This window comes from Hyphomicrobium sp. 2TAF46, assembly GCF_052114865.1.
GTDB lineage: Bacteria > Pseudomonadota > Alphaproteobacteria > Rhizobiales > Hyphomicrobiaceae > Hyphomicrobium_B.
Map to the genome: position 1 here is coordinate 124,590 of NZ_JBFRFO010000009.1, position 14,948 is coordinate 139,537.

13 protein-coding genes are annotated in these 14,948 nt (G+C 60.7%); 5 read left to right on the forward strand and 8 right to left on the reverse strand.

The annotated features are described in order from the left end of the window. Positions 1-178 precede the first annotated feature (178 nt). Both AB4Z24_RS18720 and AB4Z24_RS18725 read left to right on the forward strand, forming a co-directional pair. The gene (locus AB4Z24_RS18720; protein WP_441710567.1) at positions 179-1,207 is read left to right on the forward strand and encodes a hypothetical protein; all 1,029 of its coding nucleotides are present in this window, start codon (positions 179-181) and stop codon (positions 1,205-1,207) included. A gap of 6 nt (positions 1,208-1,213) precedes the next feature. Continuing rightward, positions 1,214-4,354 (forward strand): efflux RND transporter permease subunit, encoded by a 3,141-nt coding sequence (locus tag AB4Z24_RS18725; RefSeq protein ID WP_441710568.1) that lies wholly within the window; start codon positions 1,214-1,216, stop codon positions 4,352-4,354. A gap of 9 nt (positions 4,355-4,363) precedes the next feature. Here the strand turns inward: AB4Z24_RS18725 and AB4Z24_RS18730 are convergent, their stop codons facing one another. The 8 genes from AB4Z24_RS18730 to AB4Z24_RS18765 form a co-directional block, all read right to left on the reverse strand. Continuing rightward, entirely contained in the window at positions 4,364-4,576 is a 213-nt protein-coding gene (locus AB4Z24_RS18730) for a hypothetical protein (RefSeq protein ID WP_441710569.1), read from the reverse strand. 192 nt (positions 4,577-4,768) lie between these two features. Beyond that, entirely contained in the window at positions 4,769-5,041 is a 273-nt protein-coding gene (locus AB4Z24_RS18735; RefSeq protein WP_441710655.1) for a DUF4242 domain-containing protein, read from the reverse strand. A 98-nt stretch (positions 5,042-5,139) separates the two neighbouring features. Continuing rightward, complete coding sequence (locus tag AB4Z24_RS18740) at positions 5,140-6,645, reverse strand: aldehyde dehydrogenase family protein (RefSeq protein WP_441710570.1); 1,506 nt, start codon at positions 6,643-6,645, stop codon at positions 5,140-5,142. A gap of 87 nt (positions 6,646-6,732) precedes the next feature. Continuing rightward, on the reverse strand, positions 6,733-6,888 hold the full coding sequence (locus AB4Z24_RS18745; protein WP_441710571.1) for a hypothetical protein: 156 nt from the start codon (positions 6,886-6,888) through the stop codon (positions 6,733-6,735). A 41-nt stretch (positions 6,889-6,929) separates the two neighbouring features. Continuing rightward, the gene (locus AB4Z24_RS18750; RefSeq protein WP_441710572.1) at positions 6,930-7,229 is read right to left on the reverse strand and encodes an EthD family reductase; all 300 of its coding nucleotides are present in this window, start codon (positions 7,227-7,229) and stop codon (positions 6,930-6,932) included. Then, positions 7,226-7,732, reverse strand: coding sequence for a flavin reductase family protein (locus AB4Z24_RS18755; RefSeq protein ID WP_441710573.1), 507 nt, complete (start codon positions 7,730-7,732; stop codon positions 7,226-7,228). The genes AB4Z24_RS18750 and AB4Z24_RS18755 overlap by 4 nt, the downstream gene beginning before the upstream one ends. A gap of 10 nt (positions 7,733-7,742) precedes the next feature. After that, the gene (locus tag AB4Z24_RS18760) at positions 7,743-9,434 is read right to left on the reverse strand and encodes an amidohydrolase (RefSeq protein WP_441710574.1); all 1,692 of its coding nucleotides are present in this window, start codon (positions 9,432-9,434) and stop codon (positions 7,743-7,745) included. Beyond that, entirely contained in the window at positions 9,431-10,507 is a 1,077-nt protein-coding gene (locus tag AB4Z24_RS18765) for an LLM class flavin-dependent oxidoreductase (RefSeq protein ID WP_441710575.1), read from the reverse strand. Before AB4Z24_RS18765 ends, AB4Z24_RS18760 begins: the two co-directional genes overlap by 4 nt. 168 nt (positions 10,508-10,675) lie before the next feature. Here AB4Z24_RS18765 and AB4Z24_RS18770 point away from each other — a divergent pair, with 168 nt between their 5' ends. From AB4Z24_RS18770 to AB4Z24_RS18780, 3 genes are all read left to right on the forward strand, one after another. Continuing rightward, positions 10,676-11,692 (forward strand): Lrp/AsnC family transcriptional regulator, encoded by a 1,017-nt coding sequence (locus AB4Z24_RS18770; RefSeq protein ID WP_441710576.1) that lies wholly within the window; start codon positions 10,676-10,678, stop codon positions 11,690-11,692. 72 nt (positions 11,693-11,764) lie between these two features. Continuing rightward, a complete protein-coding gene (locus AB4Z24_RS18775; RefSeq protein ID WP_441710577.1) occupies positions 11,765-13,054 on the forward strand; it encodes an MFS transporter in 1,290 nt (429 codons plus the stop codon). An 8-nt stretch (positions 13,055-13,062) separates the two neighbouring features. Beyond that, a complete protein-coding gene (locus AB4Z24_RS18780) occupies positions 13,063-14,457 on the forward strand; it encodes a cytosine permease (RefSeq protein WP_441710578.1) in 1,395 nt (464 codons plus the stop codon). Positions 14,458-14,948: the final 491 nt, after the last annotated feature.

Genomic DNA, 14,948 nt, shown 5'->3' on the forward strand with positions numbered 1-14,948 from the left:
CGATCCCGAGCCGTTGCCAGAATTCATCCGCAACTAAGCGCAAAGTCTTGGGCCTCCGTTTCCATCCAAATCGTCGGCCTTCGAAAATTCGCTAGGCGCCGCTGCCTCTTTGGAGCATTGTTCGGGAAAAATTCCCGAATAAAAAGGGGAATAATGCCCGGCCGGGATGGAGGCCAGTTTGAAGTTCGCCCCGATTCTCAAAGCTTCGGCGCTTGTTTTCAGCGCAATCATTCTGACGGGCTGCAACGCGCCGCACTCCGAAGAGGCCCAGACTGGAGACGACCGTCCGAATGCTGTTCCGCTTCCGGTCCACACCGTCACGCTCACCGCCTCGAACGAGCCGGTGAAGCTCCAGGGCATAGCAACCGTCCTCAATCCAGATGCGCTGCTACAACTCGATGCAGATATCCGCTCCGCGACGGTCGCGGCGAGTTTCAGTCACGGTCAGCTTGAGCGCTTCAAGGCGTCCACCATGCTGTCGAGGCAGACGCTCGAGAACGCGGCGCGCCAGGAGGGCATGGACGCCTCGCAGTTGAAGCTGCTTCTGACGCGTCTTCAGCAATCGTGGGGCGATAAGGCGCCGTTCGTGACTGCCGAGGCCCGGCAGACATTGATGGCCGATATTGCGGATGGAAAACGCGCCGTGCTCCGCCTCGATTTCCCCGATATGGCAGCGGACGAACCGGAGAATGTCCGTGTCGTGCCTCTTCGCGGCGGTCCGGAAACGAAGGTCGATGTCCTTTGGGCCGCGCCTTCCGGAAATCTTGCGATGCCCGGCGTCTCCTTCTTCGGCTTGATCAATGCCGGTCCCGGACTGCGCGCCGGCGATCGCGCGCGCGTCATTGCGGATAGTCCGGAAAGGCTCAGCGGCGCCGTCATTCCGAACGCCGCGCTCGTCGTCTATGGAGGCAAATCGTGGTGCTACGTGGAAACCGGGCCAAAGAAGTATGAGCGCAAGCTCGTGTCCTTGGAGGCGCCGGTCGACGACGGATTTTTCGTGAAGAGTGGCTTCGACCCGGGCACGCGCGTCGTCGTCAAAGGCGCGTCCGTTCTGCTCGCGCGGGAAGCGACGCCAGGTGGCCTCGACGATGATGACGATGCCGAACCGCAAGCTCCGGCGCCCGCAGCAGCACCGGCAGGAACGGCAAAGTCCGCGGCGCCTGCGGTCGCTCAAAGCCATACGTCTCCAACCGGTGACCCGGACTAAACCGGCATGAACGCGCTCATACGCTGGTCGATCCGCTATCGTGGCTTCGTCGCTCTGCTCTCGGTCGTCTGGTTCATCGCCGGAATCTTTCTTGCGATGCGAGCGCCGCTCGATGTCTTTCCGGAGTTCGTCCCTCCGCAAGTGACGATCCAAACCGAAACGCCCGGCCTCGCGCCGGAGCAGGTCGAGCAGATCATCACGCGCCCCATCGAGGCGGCGGTAATCGGCGGCCCGGGCATCGACACCGTTCGATCGGAGTCCGTTTACGGCCTCTCCGTCGTGCTCGTAACGTTCAATCAAGGGGCGGATGCCAACGCGGCGCGACAAGGCATCGCCGAACGCCTGACGACGCTCAATGGCAAACTGCCCGCAGGCGTCGGACCGCCGAAGCTGACGCCCCTGACTTCGAGCACGATGGACGTGCTGAAGCTCGGCATGATCTCCGATCAGGTCGATCCCTATGCGCTGCGCGACATCGCCGAATGGACGATCAAGCCCCGGTTGCTCGCCGTCCCCGGCATCGCGCGCGTCACCGTGTACGGCGGCGCGATCAGGCAGGTTCAAATTCAGCCCGATCTCGAACGGATCGCGGCGCTCGGGCTGACGGTAACCGAAGTGATGGACGCGGCAAGCGCTGCCATTGCCCTTCGCGGCGGCGGCATCGTCGAGACATCGGCACAACGGATCACGATCGAAACGCCGCCGCCCGCGCCGGACCCGCGCGCGATAGCGCAAGCCGTCGTCACGATGCAGAACAATCGCCCGGTTCGTCTTGCCGATGTGGCGACCGTGACGATCGGACCCGCCGCGAAGATCGGTGACGCCACGATCATGGGCCAGCCCGGAGTTTTGATCACGGTCTCCGGACAGTTCGGCGCCAATACGCTCGATGCCACCAAGGCTACCGAAGCCGCGCTTGACGAGTTTAGGCCCGCGCTCGAACGCCGGGGCATTACGGTATATCCCGCACTCCATCGTCCGGCATCGTTCGTCGTGCGCGCACTGAAAAATCTCGAGACCGCCCTGGCGCTCGGATCGGCATTGATCCTGTTTGTCCTCTATGCCTTCCTCCGAAGCGTGCGCGCGTCGCTCATCTCGTTCCTCGCGATACCGCTGTCGCTTCTTGCTGCCGTCGCTGTGTTGAGCGAATTCGGTCAATCCCTGAACACGATGACGCTCGGCGGCTTCGCGCTGGCGCTCGGCGTTCTTGTCGATGACGCGATTATCGACATCGAGAACATCGCAAGACGGTTGCGCCTCGCCGGGTCCGATGCCAACCGTCTGCACATCATCGAAGACGCCTCGATCGAAATCCGCGGATCCATGCTTTACGGCACACTCGCGGTGATCTTCGCATTCTTCCCGGTGCTGTTTGCTGGGGGTGTGCAAGGCCGCTTCATCGGACCGATGGCGCTGACGTTTATCCTCGCGGTGCTCGCGTCGATGCTCGTGGCGCTTACGGTGACGCCGGCTCTGTGTGCGCTGCTGCTGACCAATAGCGAGGACACGAAAGAATCGCCGCTAGTAAGGGGCCTTAAATCCGCTCAGCGATGGGTCTTGGCGCTTGTGCATCGAGCATGGGGCGCAACGGTTCTGCTTTTGGCGCTCGCCGCGTTGGCTTCCGCCGCGGCTGTTCCCTTTCTCCACAGCGAGCTCATCCCGCAGTTCCGCGAAGGCCATTTCGTTCTGCAAATGGCGATGGCGTCTCCTGGCACATCGACGGATGACGTCGTGGCGATCGGAGAGCGCGTGACGCAAGCCCTGCTGAAGCTCCCATTCGTCGATACCGTTGGACACCAGATCGGCCGCGCCGAAGCCGGCGAGGATACCTGGAGTGTCGATCGAAGCGAGTTCCACATCGAATTGAAGCCGGTGCACGACGAAAGCGAGGAAGAGGCCCAAAGCATCATTCGTGACACGCTGAAGGGCTTTCCCGAAGTGAGAAGCGCGACGTTGACGTTCCTCGGCGATCGCATCAGCGAAAGCTTGAGCGGCGAGACGGCGCAGGTCGTCATCAGTGCGCTCGGAACCGACCTTGCATCGCTCGAAAGTGCCGCCGAAGACATTCAAAAAGCCGTCGCGGACATTCCCGGCGTCACCGATCTCAGAATGCCGCGTAGCGCCATGGTGCCGACGCTGTCGGTGAAGCTCGACCCCGTTGCGCTCGCAAATTATGGCCTTTCTTCGCGCGACGCGCTCGATGCGATCCAGACCGGATTTGCCGGAACCACGGTGGGCCAGACCTATGATGGCGCGCGCACCGTCGATGTCGTGGTCATTCTTTCCCCCGACGATCGCAACCGCATCAGCGCGCTCGACAAGCTGATGATCGGCAACGCCACGACAAGGACGCTTTTGAAGAACGTTGCAGCGATTACGCTCACCGAAGGCCGATCGAACATTCAGCACGACGGCGCCCAGCGGCGCGTCTCAGTCACCTTCAACGGGGGCAAGGGCCATTCGCTGCGCGAGATCGTGAACGAAGCGCGCGAATGCGTCGAAGCGCTGACCTTGCCCAAGGATGTGTATGTCTCGTTCACGGGACAGGCCGAGGCGGAACGCGAGGGGCAGATCCGGCTCGCCGGCCTGACAGTCATGAGCACCGCGCTCATAGTCGCCGCACTGACGATGGCGTTCCGTCGCCGCGGTCTAGCGGTATTGGTACTGATCAATTTGCCGTTCTGCCTCATCGGCAGCATCGCGGCGATCGTAGTCAGCGGCATCGGCATGACGCTCGGAAGTCTCGTCGGCCTCATCACCGTTTTCGGCATCGGCGCGCGCAACTCGGTCATGATGCTGGCACACGTCGAGTACGTGGCGGACGAGGAAGGCAAGGGTTGGAGTCCTGAAACCATCCGTCTCGCCGCGTCCGAGCGCCTCGCGCCGGTGTTCATGACCGCGCTGATGGCAGCTCTTGGACTTGTGCCGCTGGCGCTGGGCTTGGGGCGGCCCGGACACGAAATCGAAGCTCCAATGGCGATCACGGTGCTCGGCGGACTGACGACGGCGACGCTTCTCAATCTCGGCGTTTTGCCGGAAGCGCTCATCCGCCTCGGCCGCCTGCTGCGAATTTCCGGACCTGAGCCGAAGCCTCGAACAGCAGGCCCGGAATTGGAAGCCGCCACCAAAGCCGCCGCGGCGGAATAAGCGGTCCCTCTAGATCGGCAGTTTGAACTGATCGACCACGTAGATCGTCAGCTTTCTGGGATCGTGTTCGCCGGCCCGCATGAAGCCTGTAACCAGAAAGGCAATCCGCTCGCGGCTGGCGCTGTCGGTCTCCGCGATGGCGAGCTCGCTGCACGCAAGGTCCATCGCCTGCTGCATGATGTCGAGATGTTCGCTGTCTATGACTCCACGTGGAAACGGCATCTTCGCGCCCGCTCTCTATCAACCCAAAGGCAACGACGCTGAACGGCCGGAGTTTGTTCCGCACCTTTTTTCCGAGGTGGCCCGCCCGTGGCGGCAAAGACGCACTCCCGTTGAGCAGAAAGCGGGCAGCAAAAAGGGGCGCCGGACTTTCGTCCGAGCGCCCCGATAGTGCCCCATTCAATTCAGTTCGTTTCAGCCCGCTGCCGAAGGATCAATGACCGTTTTGACTTCGATGATGCGGTTCGCTGGGAAGCCGCTCAGTTCCGCGTGTTTGCGGATCGCGGCTTCGTCTTTCGCAAGATAGACGCAGAACGTGCTGTCGCCTGCGATGTAGGAGTGAAGCCACTGCACGTCGGGCGATAATTTTGCCAAGGCGGCATTGGAAGTCGCGGCCGCGCCTTTGAGCTGCTCCGCGCTGGAATCGCCAACACCCGGTATGTTTCGCTCGATGATGTACTTTTTCATTTTCACTCCCTTGGCTTCTTGGGCGCGTCCAGATCACCGGACGCCACCCACTCTAAAGACAGCCTTCTGGCGGGCCGTCTATTGGAAATTTGGCAGTGTTATGAACCGTAATTGACCCAAACGGTCTTCGTCTGGAGATACTTGTCGAGACCCTCGCGGCCGTTGTCCTTGCCGTAGCCCGACTGCTTGAAGCCGCCCCAGCCGACAGCGGCATCGAACTGGTTATAGGTGTTGATCCAGATCGTGCCGGCCTGGATCGCTGCCGCGGCAGCGTGCGCCTTCGAGATGTCGCGCGTCCAGATGCCGGCGGCGAGCCCGAAGTTGCTGTTGTTTGCCCGCGGCACGAGATCGTCGAGAGAATTGAATTTCTGGATCGTGAGAACCGGTCCAAAGATTTCTTCCCTGACGACGCTGGCGCTATCGTCCGCGCCGCAAAGCACGGTCGGCTCGTAGAACGAACCGGACGCGAGGTCGCCTTTGCCGCGATTTCCGCCAATGGCGACTTCGATGCCTCCCTTGCGCGATTGTTCGACGAAGCCGTTGACCCGCGCGAGCTGGTCTTCCGAAATCAACGGGCCCATCGTCGTGTCGGCGTTGAGACCGTGGCCGAGCTTCAATTGCTTCGCTTCCGACACGACGCGATCGACGACACGGTCGTAGACGGCCGCGTCGACCATGAGACGCGAGCCCGCAGAGCAGACCTGCCCGCTGTAGAAGAAGATGGCGCCGGCGGCGACCGAGGCAGCAGCCTCGACGTCGCAATCCGCAAAGATGATGTTTGGATTTTTGCCGCCAAGCTCGAGCGACACGTGCTTCAGCGTTTTGGAAGCGCTGCGCGCGATATGCTTGCCGACTTCTTCCGACCCCGTGAATGAGATCTTGGCGACGCCCGGATGCTCGACCAACGCTTGGCCCGTCGTCGCGCCTTCGCCGGTCAGAACATTGAGAACGCCGGGCGGGATGCCGGCTTCGAGAGCCAGCTTTCCGAGAATGAGAGCCGAAAGCGGCGTCTGCTCGGCGGGCTTTAAGATGACTGTGCAGCCGGCCGCCAGAGCGGGCGCGATCTTGAAGCAAGCCTGGCAGAGCGGGAAATTCCAGGGCACGATCGCGGCGACCACGCCGACCGGTTCGCGGCGCGTGTAGACGTGCATGTCAGGCGAGCTGACGGGGATCGTTTCGCCGGCGAGCTTGGTGCACCAGCCGGCGTTATAGCGAAGCGCGCCGACGCCCAGCGGAATGTCGACCGCTGCGATGTGCAACTTGGGCTTTCCGGAATCCAGGCTTTCGATTTCCGAAATCCACGCCGTATCGCGTTCGATCAGATCCGCGAACCGCAGCAAGAGCGCCGCGCGTTCGCTCGGCGCCATTCTCTGCCACACCGGCTGTGCCGCCTGCGCCGCCGCGACGGCCGCATCGACGTCCGCCTGCTTTGCATGCGGAACGGATGTCAGCACCTTGCCGAGCGCCGGATCGAACGTCTGAAAGGTCTCCCCAGTCGTGCTGAGTGCCGCGGTTCCACCGATGACCAGCTTATGCTGCGCAGACAGAAAGTCGGTCGTTTGCTTCGAGGCTGACTTCACTTCGACGGTTTCGACTATCGACATTTGGTGTTTCACCTACGCTGGTTGAGTGCGAGCGAGCAGGGTCCGCCGCTCATGGAATGAAAGCGATTGTTGGTGCGGTGGAGCGTGTCACCAGGGCCATCCCCAGATCAGAAGGCCGGCGGGGAATATGATCCCGAGCGTGATGAGCGCGAGCCAGTCCCATACGGTAAAGCCCACATCGTCCGCACTTGTATCTTCGAAAGCGCGAATGCGCCGTTCGAGTTCTGGATCGAAACCTCGCATTCCCAGCCTCCTTGGTTTTGTGCCTGTCACGTTCGAGCGTTTCAGATCTCGGTCGTCAGGATGGTCGCGCCGCCATCGGCGAAGTTTCCAACGTCGGCAACGGCCGCCTTGCCTTCTTCGGAAGCAAGCGACGCCTCGAGATCGGCCTTTGAAGCGTAATCGAGATAGGCGACGAGATGCACCGGCTTCGCGGGATCGCTGCTGGCGACCGGCCCGCGGCTATAGCTGAAGTTCTTGAGGTGAGGCATCTTCGCAGCGAGCGGAGCGTGCACATCTTTGTAGTACACATCGAACTTCGCAGCGTCGGCAGGCACACCGTAAATCACTGTGAGGCGGATCATTGGTTCGCTCCCTCGCTTTCGAATGGCAGCATCTTCCGGCGTGCGTAGACTATCGGGTTCAACGCGCCTTCGCGATCGACTTCAATCACGCGGCCGATGACGATCTTGTGGTCGCCGGACTCGATGATATTTTCGACCTCGCATGCAACGGCGACGACGCAGCCTTCGATCTTGGGCAGGCCGAGGACGCCTGATTCCCAAGCAATATCGCGAAACTTATTCGGAGATTTGCCGGAAAACGTCATCGCGATGTCCTGCTGACCGTGGGCGAGGACGTGCACGAGAAATCGGCCGTGAGACTGAATGGCGCCGAGCGTATTCGATGCATGATCGAAGCACGCCAGCATCTGTGGCGGATCGAGAGAGAGCGAAACGACCGCCGAAAGCGTCGCGCCGGACGGAGCGCCGTCCGGTCCCCAAGACGTGATGACCGTAACGGCGCCCGGCATGTCGCCCATGGCCGAACGGAACGCACCGGAATCGACCAATCGCGGGCGTTCCATGGCTGGCCTCTCAGTTTGCAGCGTCACTACCATTTCGGTTCCAGATCTGCTTACCGTTCTTGAACACGTGATCGACTTTGATCTTCGGCAGTTCGTCGACCGCAACCGTGTGCGGGTCACGATCGAGAACGATCAAATCGGCAAACTTGCCCGGAGCGAGGCTGCCGCGAACGTCGTCTTCGCCGAGCACCGCAGCCGCGTCGAGCGTGTGAAGCCGGAGCGCCTGATCGAGCGTGATGGCCTCTTCGGCGTCGAGCGTTGCGCCGGAATACGTCTGCCGCTTGAGGCAGCACCACACGCCGAAGAGCGGGTTCGTCGCGCCGCTTTCCGAGCCGACCCATACGTCCGAGCTGCCGGACAGACGCCAGCCTTGCTTCATGAGCGTGGCGAATGAGAAGCGTCCAAGCTTGCCGTAGTCGCCGAGGTAATCGGGGAAGTACTCGCCGAATGTGTAGAGGAACACCGGCTGTGGAACGGGAATGATGCCCGCTGCGGCCCACTTGTCCGCCGTGACTTCAGAAGGCATCAGGTTGCCGGCGTGTTCGATGCGCGTGCGCACGCGCCCTGTCGGCGCGCCGCCCATTTCGAGAACCGTATCGCAAACCCATTCCTGGGCGCGATCGCCGTTGGCATGGACAGCCAACTGCAGGCCGGCGTTTTGCGTCAATTGGATCGCCTTCTGCGCAAAGGCCTTGTCGAGCGCAACCTCTCCGCGGAAGGTATGGCCGCCGCGGCAACCGCACACGAGATACGGATTTTTGACGGCCGCGCTTTTGGCCGAGAAACCGCCGTCGGCGAAGAGCTTCACGCCTTGGATGCGAAAGAGATCGTCGGACGCCGTGACGGAAATGCTCTTTTTCCAGTTGCACGCGGCTTCGAGCGAAAGAGTACCCGGTGCCCAAATATAGGTCCGGACGGAGACCGGCAGCTCATCGCTGGCGGCCATATCGTTCATGATCTGCAATCCGTCGACCGTCTCGGAAATCTCGCCGATCGTGGTGACGCCGAATTGCGTGAAGAGCTTCGGAATGCCGGTCTCCAACGCGGCCGCGAGCTGTTTGCGATCCATCGCCGAGAACGGCAGAAGATTGTCCATCTCCTTCACGATGCCGGTCGGCTCGCCCGACTCATCGCGCTCGACGCTCGGAAGCCCCGTGATCGAATACGGAGGCGGAGAATAGTTGCGGTCGATCATGCAGACCGCAAGCGCCTTCGAGTTGAGAATGGTCAGATGGCCGCCGGCGCGCAATGCAACTGGGTGCGAGTTGCTGACCCGGTCGAGCTCATAGCGCGTCGGAAAGCGCTTCTCGGCGAGCTTGCGATCGAAAAAGAGATTTGCCTGACCGACAACCCATTCGCCCGGAGGGGTCTCGACCGCCTTTGCCGACAGCGCCGCCACGACCTCATCGATTGTCCCGCATCCGGGCGCTCTGCAATCGACGACGCCGAAAGACGAGCGGCAAGCGACCTCGATATGGGCGTGCGGATCGACGAAGCCAGGCATGACCGGCCGGTCGCCGACATCGATAATACGCGTCTTTTCGTTGGTGACGGACGCGATGTCCTCTCTGCGCAGGAGACGCAGAATGCGCTTTCCCCTAACCGCGACGGCTTCAATCCGCGGGTCGGTCTCAGGGTCCATCGTGATGATGCGGCGACTGAGAACGATGAGATCGGCTGGTTCGGGAGTGCTGTCGGTCATTCAGCTGCAATCTTATAATCGCGGTCGACGACCGGAATAACTTCGGTGCCGATCAGGTGGATGCTCTTCATGATGTCTTCGTGCGGCACGCCGTCGATGCGCAGAAGAACCTCGTCAATACCCATGGCTTCGAGCTTGCGCAGGCGCTCGATGAAGTCCGCCGGGGAACCGACGAGTACGGACGCGGTCTCGCTCAGCAGGAAGTCAATATTGGTCTCGTTGGCCTCGAGAAGCTGGATGCGATCGAGATATTCGTAGCTCGGATTCCGCGAGAGCGGCACATAGAGATCGAGAATGAATTTGAAGTACCCGAGCGTGACATCGCGCGCCACGCGCACCGCTTCCTCGCGCGTCTGTCCGCAAAATGCAGTCGCAACGTAAAGCCCCATGTATTCATTGGGGTTGGGCATCAGGTTTTTCCCGCGCGGGTAAGCCGCACGGTAGGCGTCGATGCACTGCTGCAGGTAATCGAACCCGAAGTAGTTCTCGAAGCACATCGCGCCGATCTGCATCTCGCCCGCTGAAGCGTGGGTCTTGATGCTCGATGCCGCAACGGACACGGCAGGATGGTTTGCCTTGTCGAAAGACGGGACGATCGTCCGCTTCGGAATCTTCCACACAGGGCCGTCGTGCTCGAGTTGGTCGCTGGCGAAGATCTTGGCCAGCACCTCCATGGAATCGTTCCATTGCTCGGTCGTCTCTGTCGGCTTCACGCCGAAGGCACCCAACGTTGTGAGATTGTTTGAGCGCGCCGTACCGATTTCCGCGCGGCCATTGGAAACGATGTTAAGCGTCGCCAGGCGTTCAGCGACGAGAATTGGATGATTCCATTTCAACAGGACCGAGCACATAATGCGGAGTTTGATCCGCTTGGTATGCTGAGAAATCGCGGAATAGAGCACCTCGGGTGCAGAGACCGTAAATCGGGGAGGGCTGAAATGCTGTTCGGACGTCCCCCAGGTCGAGAACCCCAGCTTGTCCGCCAGAGCAACCTCTTCAATCATTTCCCGGTAGCGCTGGGCATAGCTCGCGCCCGGCATCACTTCGCCTTCCTGCAAAATGCCTACTTTCACCGATGGGCGCTCCCTGTACCGTAATTCGTCGAAATATGATCTGATAATGCTGTAATTCGTATCAACAATCGTGTCAAGGCTGGGAAACGCATTACGGACTTGATCCGGTGGCGGCTTCGCGCTTGTTCGTGAACGGCGGCGCATCGTGCCGGCCTGGGGGAGGATTGAATGAAAGTGACACTGACGACGCCGGACTATCTCCGGCTCGTTGCATCGCTCGACGATCTGGATCGAAGCATCGTTTCACTGCTTCAGGCGGACGGACGCATGCCGTTTTCTCGCATCGCGCGCGAGGTAGGGATAACCGAGAAGACGGCGCGCACGCGCGTGCTTGATCTCATTGAGCAGCGCGTGATGCTGATCACTGCGGTGACCGACCCGATGGTGCTCGGCTATGGCGCGTCGGCGCTGCTCTCAATGACGAACCGGCCGGACCGCCCCGCCAGCGAGATTGCGCGCGAGCTGCAAAAAATTCCCTCCGTCGACTATGTCGTCGTCTCGCATTCCCACTATTCGCTCTTCGCCGAAGTCCTTTGTCGCGATCGCGCCGCGCTGCAGGCGACCATCGAGCACGAAGTCGGCAAGATCGACGGCATTCAGACAATCGAAGCCATGCCGTACCTCAGTCTGCATTATCAGCTCGCGCACTTCGCGGCCGCACAGAACAAGGTCGGCACCGAAACGGGCGTGCGGCCGCGAGAAATCGATGCGATGGACGTTCGCATCATTCGCTCGCTGAGCGAGGATGGCCGCAAGCCGTTTTTGCAAGTGGCGGACGAGCTCGGCGTCTCGGAAGGTCAGGTGCGCCTGCGCTTCAAAAATCTATCCGATACCGGCACGGTCAGCGTCATCGCATTGATCAATCCGATGAGCCTTGAATACCGTTCCATGGCATGGGTCGGAATCAACGTAGCGGCCGGTCATCGCGTGAAGGATGTGGCGGATGCGTTGGCGGGATTGGCCAATACGACCTACATCGCGATCTGCGCCGGGCGCTATGACATCCTGACGGAGTTCATCTGCCAGACCGATCGCGAACTCCTTGATGTGATCGACCAGAACGTGCGGTCGCTTGCGGGGGTGGATAGGCTCGAAGTGTCGATCTACAGCGATCTTTACTACAAGCGCCTCGCGGCGATCCGCGATGAGGCGGTCTCAGATCAAGGCCTCAGCGTAGAGGGTTGAGAGCCGCGCATCCCTCAAGCAAACGCCAACGCTCGATTTTTTTACGAACCCCGCATCACGGAATCCCATCGCATGTCGCCGCCGCCGTTGTCCCGTGCGCTCGCAAAAGTGCAGTATCGCGTCTTGCCGCTTCTGATCGCGGCTTATTTCACAGCCTACCTCGATCGCGTGAACATCAGCTTCGCGGCTCTTCAGATGAATGCGGATCTCGCCATCGAGCCAGAGGCCTTCGGGTTTGTCGCTGGCGTGTTCTTTTTCGGCTATTGCCTATTCGAAGTGCCGAGCAACATCGTCATGTCGCGGGTTGGCGCGCGCATCTGGCTGGCGCGGATCATGATAACTTGGGGCCTGCTGTCGGCAACAACCGCCTTCGTCACTGGCGTCAATGCTCTCGCGGTTCTCCGTTTTGTATTGGGCGCCGCCGAAGCGGGCTTTTTTCCTGGCGTCATCTACTACCTCACCAACTGGATCCCGGCTGAGGAACGCGCCCGAACCGTCGCCATTCTCATGATGGCTGTGCCGATATCGACGGTCATCGGCTCCCCGCTGTCTGGCTGGATCCTCGACGCCTGGAACGGCGTCCTGGGATTTCGCGGCTGGCAATGGCTATTCATTCTCGAAGCACTGCCCGCAATCGCTCTGGGCTTGATTTGCTTCTTCGTGCTTGCGGACGCTCCTGCGCAGGCAAAGTGGTTGTCCGCCGACGAGCGCGATGCGCTTCTCGCCCGCCTCGCCGCCGATCGCAAAGTGAATGTGCCAAGTCATAGTCACTCTATTCGTGGAGCCCTGACGGACCGGCGCGTGCTCGTCCTCGCCCTGTCTTGCTTCGGGACCGGCCTCGGGCTCTACGGGTTGGGCTTCTGGATGCCCCAAATCGTCAAGAGTATGTCCTTGACGAATACCGAGACCGGCTTGGTCGTCGCCGTGCCCTATGCAATTGCAGCATTGTTCATGTGGTATTGGGGCCGCCGTTCCGACCGGACTGGCGAACGCATCTGGCACATCGCGATCCCGGGCTTCGTTGCGACCGCGGCGTTTGTAATGTGCGCGTTCGTTTCTTCGCCCATAGCGTTGCTCATCCTATTTACGATAGCGACGGCGTGCACCTTGTCGATTTTCCCCGTCTTCTGGGCAGTGCCGGCTGCGATCTTGAGCGGCCCTGCGGCTGCGGCTGGGATCGCGCTCATAAGTTCCCTGGGAAACAGTGGTGGTTTTTTCGGACCGTATCTGGTTGGCTTTGCCAAGCAGCACGGGGCATCGTCGCAAAATGCCATTGCGCTTTTGGCCGTCTTCATGCTGGCGGGTGCCGTGCTGGTACTCTCGATGAACTTTGGAATTAAGAGCACCGCGAAGAAATCGTAGGGGGGAAGATGAGTGCGCCGCAGGACAGCGTGACGGAATCCGGTTGGCCGCTGACGGTCAAGGATAGGACGTGGACGACAAGACAGTTGACTGTCGTCCTGCTCGTCACCGCCTGCGGAAACTGGTCCTATCTCATCGGTCAATACGTCGCTTTCTACCTCGACTTCAAAATGGGCGTCGCGGCATTGATCGCGGGATCGATGATCGGCATGCTGATGTTGACGCTGGCGGTCGTGCCGATGTCGACGAAGTACGGCATCGATTCGATCGCGGCGTCGAAGCCTCAGTTCGGCAATCGCGGCTGGCTGATCACGGTTTTCCTGCAGTATGCCTCGATCATCGGCTGGAATGCCCTGCTTCTCGTATTTTTCGGGAAAGCGGTGGCGCAGGCGGCGATCACGTTGGGGCTAGCGGAGCCGGGAACGTCGCTGACGATCGTGCGCATCGTGTCGGCGATCACCTGTGCCGTCGTCTATCTGGTGCTCCTCCGGGGACTGAAAGGGCTCGAGGCAGCCTCGAACATCCTGTTCTTTGTCGTCGTCGGCATCGGGATTTGGATGCTCTATCAGTTGCTCTCCTCGCAAGCGGACGCTCTTGCCGTTGCGAAGCCTTCGATGCCATCGAGCAGCCTCAATTGGAACTACGTGACGGGCGTCGAGATCAGCATCGTTTCGCTGCTAGGCTTCTGGGCCTACTTCGGAACGATCGTCCGTGAATCGCCGTCTCCATCGAGTTCCGTTCTGCCCTCGATGCTGGCGATGGGATTGTCGCTGCCCTTGCTGAGCATCGTCGGACTCGCCGCGATGCTTGTTCTGCAGGTGCCGGATCCGACGGCTTGGCTCGTGTCCCTCGGCGGACCGCTCTATGGCCTCATCGCGCTGCTGCTCATCATGGCCGCAAACCTTGGACCATCGCTCGCAGGCGTCTATTCGACGGCTATAGGCTTGCGGCGCGTGCCGGCCCTTGAAGATGCGCGTTGGAGCACCCTCATCCTCTTTTCGATTGTGCCTGTGGCGGCCGTCGGTATCTTCATCCCGGAACAGTTTTTCTCGAACTTCGGGACGTTCCTGGCCTTCATCGGCGTTTTCTTCGCGCCATTGTGTGCGATCCAAATCACCGACACGTTCCTGCTGCGCCGGAAGGTGCTCAACGTGCGCGGGATATATCAGGACGGCCCGGATACGCCTTACCAGTTCTGGGGCGGCTTCAATCCTGCGGCTCTGCTCGCGATGGGCGCGGGTTTCGCAACCTATCTCTATCTGCTGAACCCGGTCTCGTACGAAAGCCGCTGGCCGTACGAATACACGACCGCGTCGTTGCCTGCTGCGTTCGTCGCCGGAATTGTTTTCGTCGCCGTAACGCGCCTCGTCGTCATCCGCCTGCGCAAGGGCGATTACAAGTAAGCTGAAAAACCGGAGCACGGACTGCACGGCAGGCTGATCAATTCAGCCGGCCGTCGGCTTGCGCGGACGCGCATAGAAAATCCCGCCCCCGTTACATTGCGCAATATTTCGAGAGACGGTCGAGCCTCGGCGAGCCCAAGATAACCTTAGAAGGGACAGGCATCGCGACGACTTTTTGCGCACTGCAAAATCGAAAGGCAACGACAGTGGACACGACGTCGTTGACTTAAATCAATTTGCGAAATACGGTCGTGAAAATCATCGCAAATACGCATTCCGGTTTGTCACGGCCTAAGTGGTGCGCAAACTGCCTCGAATTTGGACGGTTATTCAAATCGTGGCACGCAAGCGGGATGCGGGCACTGGGATGTCGCACAGAGGAATTGAACGATCTTCAAAGCCGGCCACAGGCCACAGGGGCAGGATGCATTCTTGGAATGCCGAATGGGCGATCGGGCCGGCCGGGGGTTTTTCGAAAGCCATCCCCGTGA

What these genes read in the sequence shown, in the direction of transcription:
- AB4Z24_RS18730 (WP_441710569.1), bottom strand. Translation starts at nt 4,576, where the DNA reads ATGCCGTTTCCACGTGGAGTCATAGACAGCGAACATCTCGACATCATG.
- AB4Z24_RS18770 (WP_441710576.1), top strand. Translation starts at nt 10,676, where the DNA reads ATGAAAGTGACACTGACGACGCCGGACTATCTCCGGCTCGTTGCATCG.
- AB4Z24_RS18780 (WP_441710578.1), top strand. Translation starts at nt 13,063, where the DNA reads ATGAGTGCGCCGCAGGACAGCGTGACGGAATCCGGTTGGCCGCTGACG.
- AB4Z24_RS18750 (WP_441710572.1), bottom strand. Translation starts at nt 7,229, where the DNA reads ATGATCCGCCTCACAGTGATTTACGGTGTGCCTGCCGACGCTGCGAAG.
- AB4Z24_RS18755 (WP_441710573.1), bottom strand. Translation starts at nt 7,732, where the DNA reads ATGGAACGCCCGCGATTGGTCGATTCCGGTGCGTTCCGTTCGGCCATG.
- AB4Z24_RS18735 (WP_441710655.1), bottom strand. Translation starts at nt 5,041, where the DNA reads ATGAAAAAGTACATCATCGAGCGAAACATACCGGGTGTTGGCGATTCC.
- AB4Z24_RS18760 (WP_441710574.1), bottom strand. Translation starts at nt 9,434, where the DNA reads ATGACCGACAGCACTCCCGAACCAGCCGATCTCATCGTTCTCAGTCGC.
- AB4Z24_RS18775 (WP_441710577.1), top strand. Translation starts at nt 11,765, where the DNA reads ATGTCGCCGCCGCCGTTGTCCCGTGCGCTCGCAAAAGTGCAGTATCGC.
- AB4Z24_RS18745 (WP_441710571.1), bottom strand. Translation starts at nt 6,888, where the DNA reads ATGCGAGGTTTCGATCCAGAACTCGAACGGCGCATTCGCGCTTTCGAA.
- AB4Z24_RS18740 (WP_441710570.1), bottom strand. Translation starts at nt 6,645, where the DNA reads ATGTCGATAGTCGAAACCGTCGAAGTGAAGTCAGCCTCGAAGCAAACG.
- AB4Z24_RS18725 (WP_441710568.1), top strand. Translation starts at nt 1,214, where the DNA reads ATGAACGCGCTCATACGCTGGTCGATCCGCTATCGTGGCTTCGTCGCT.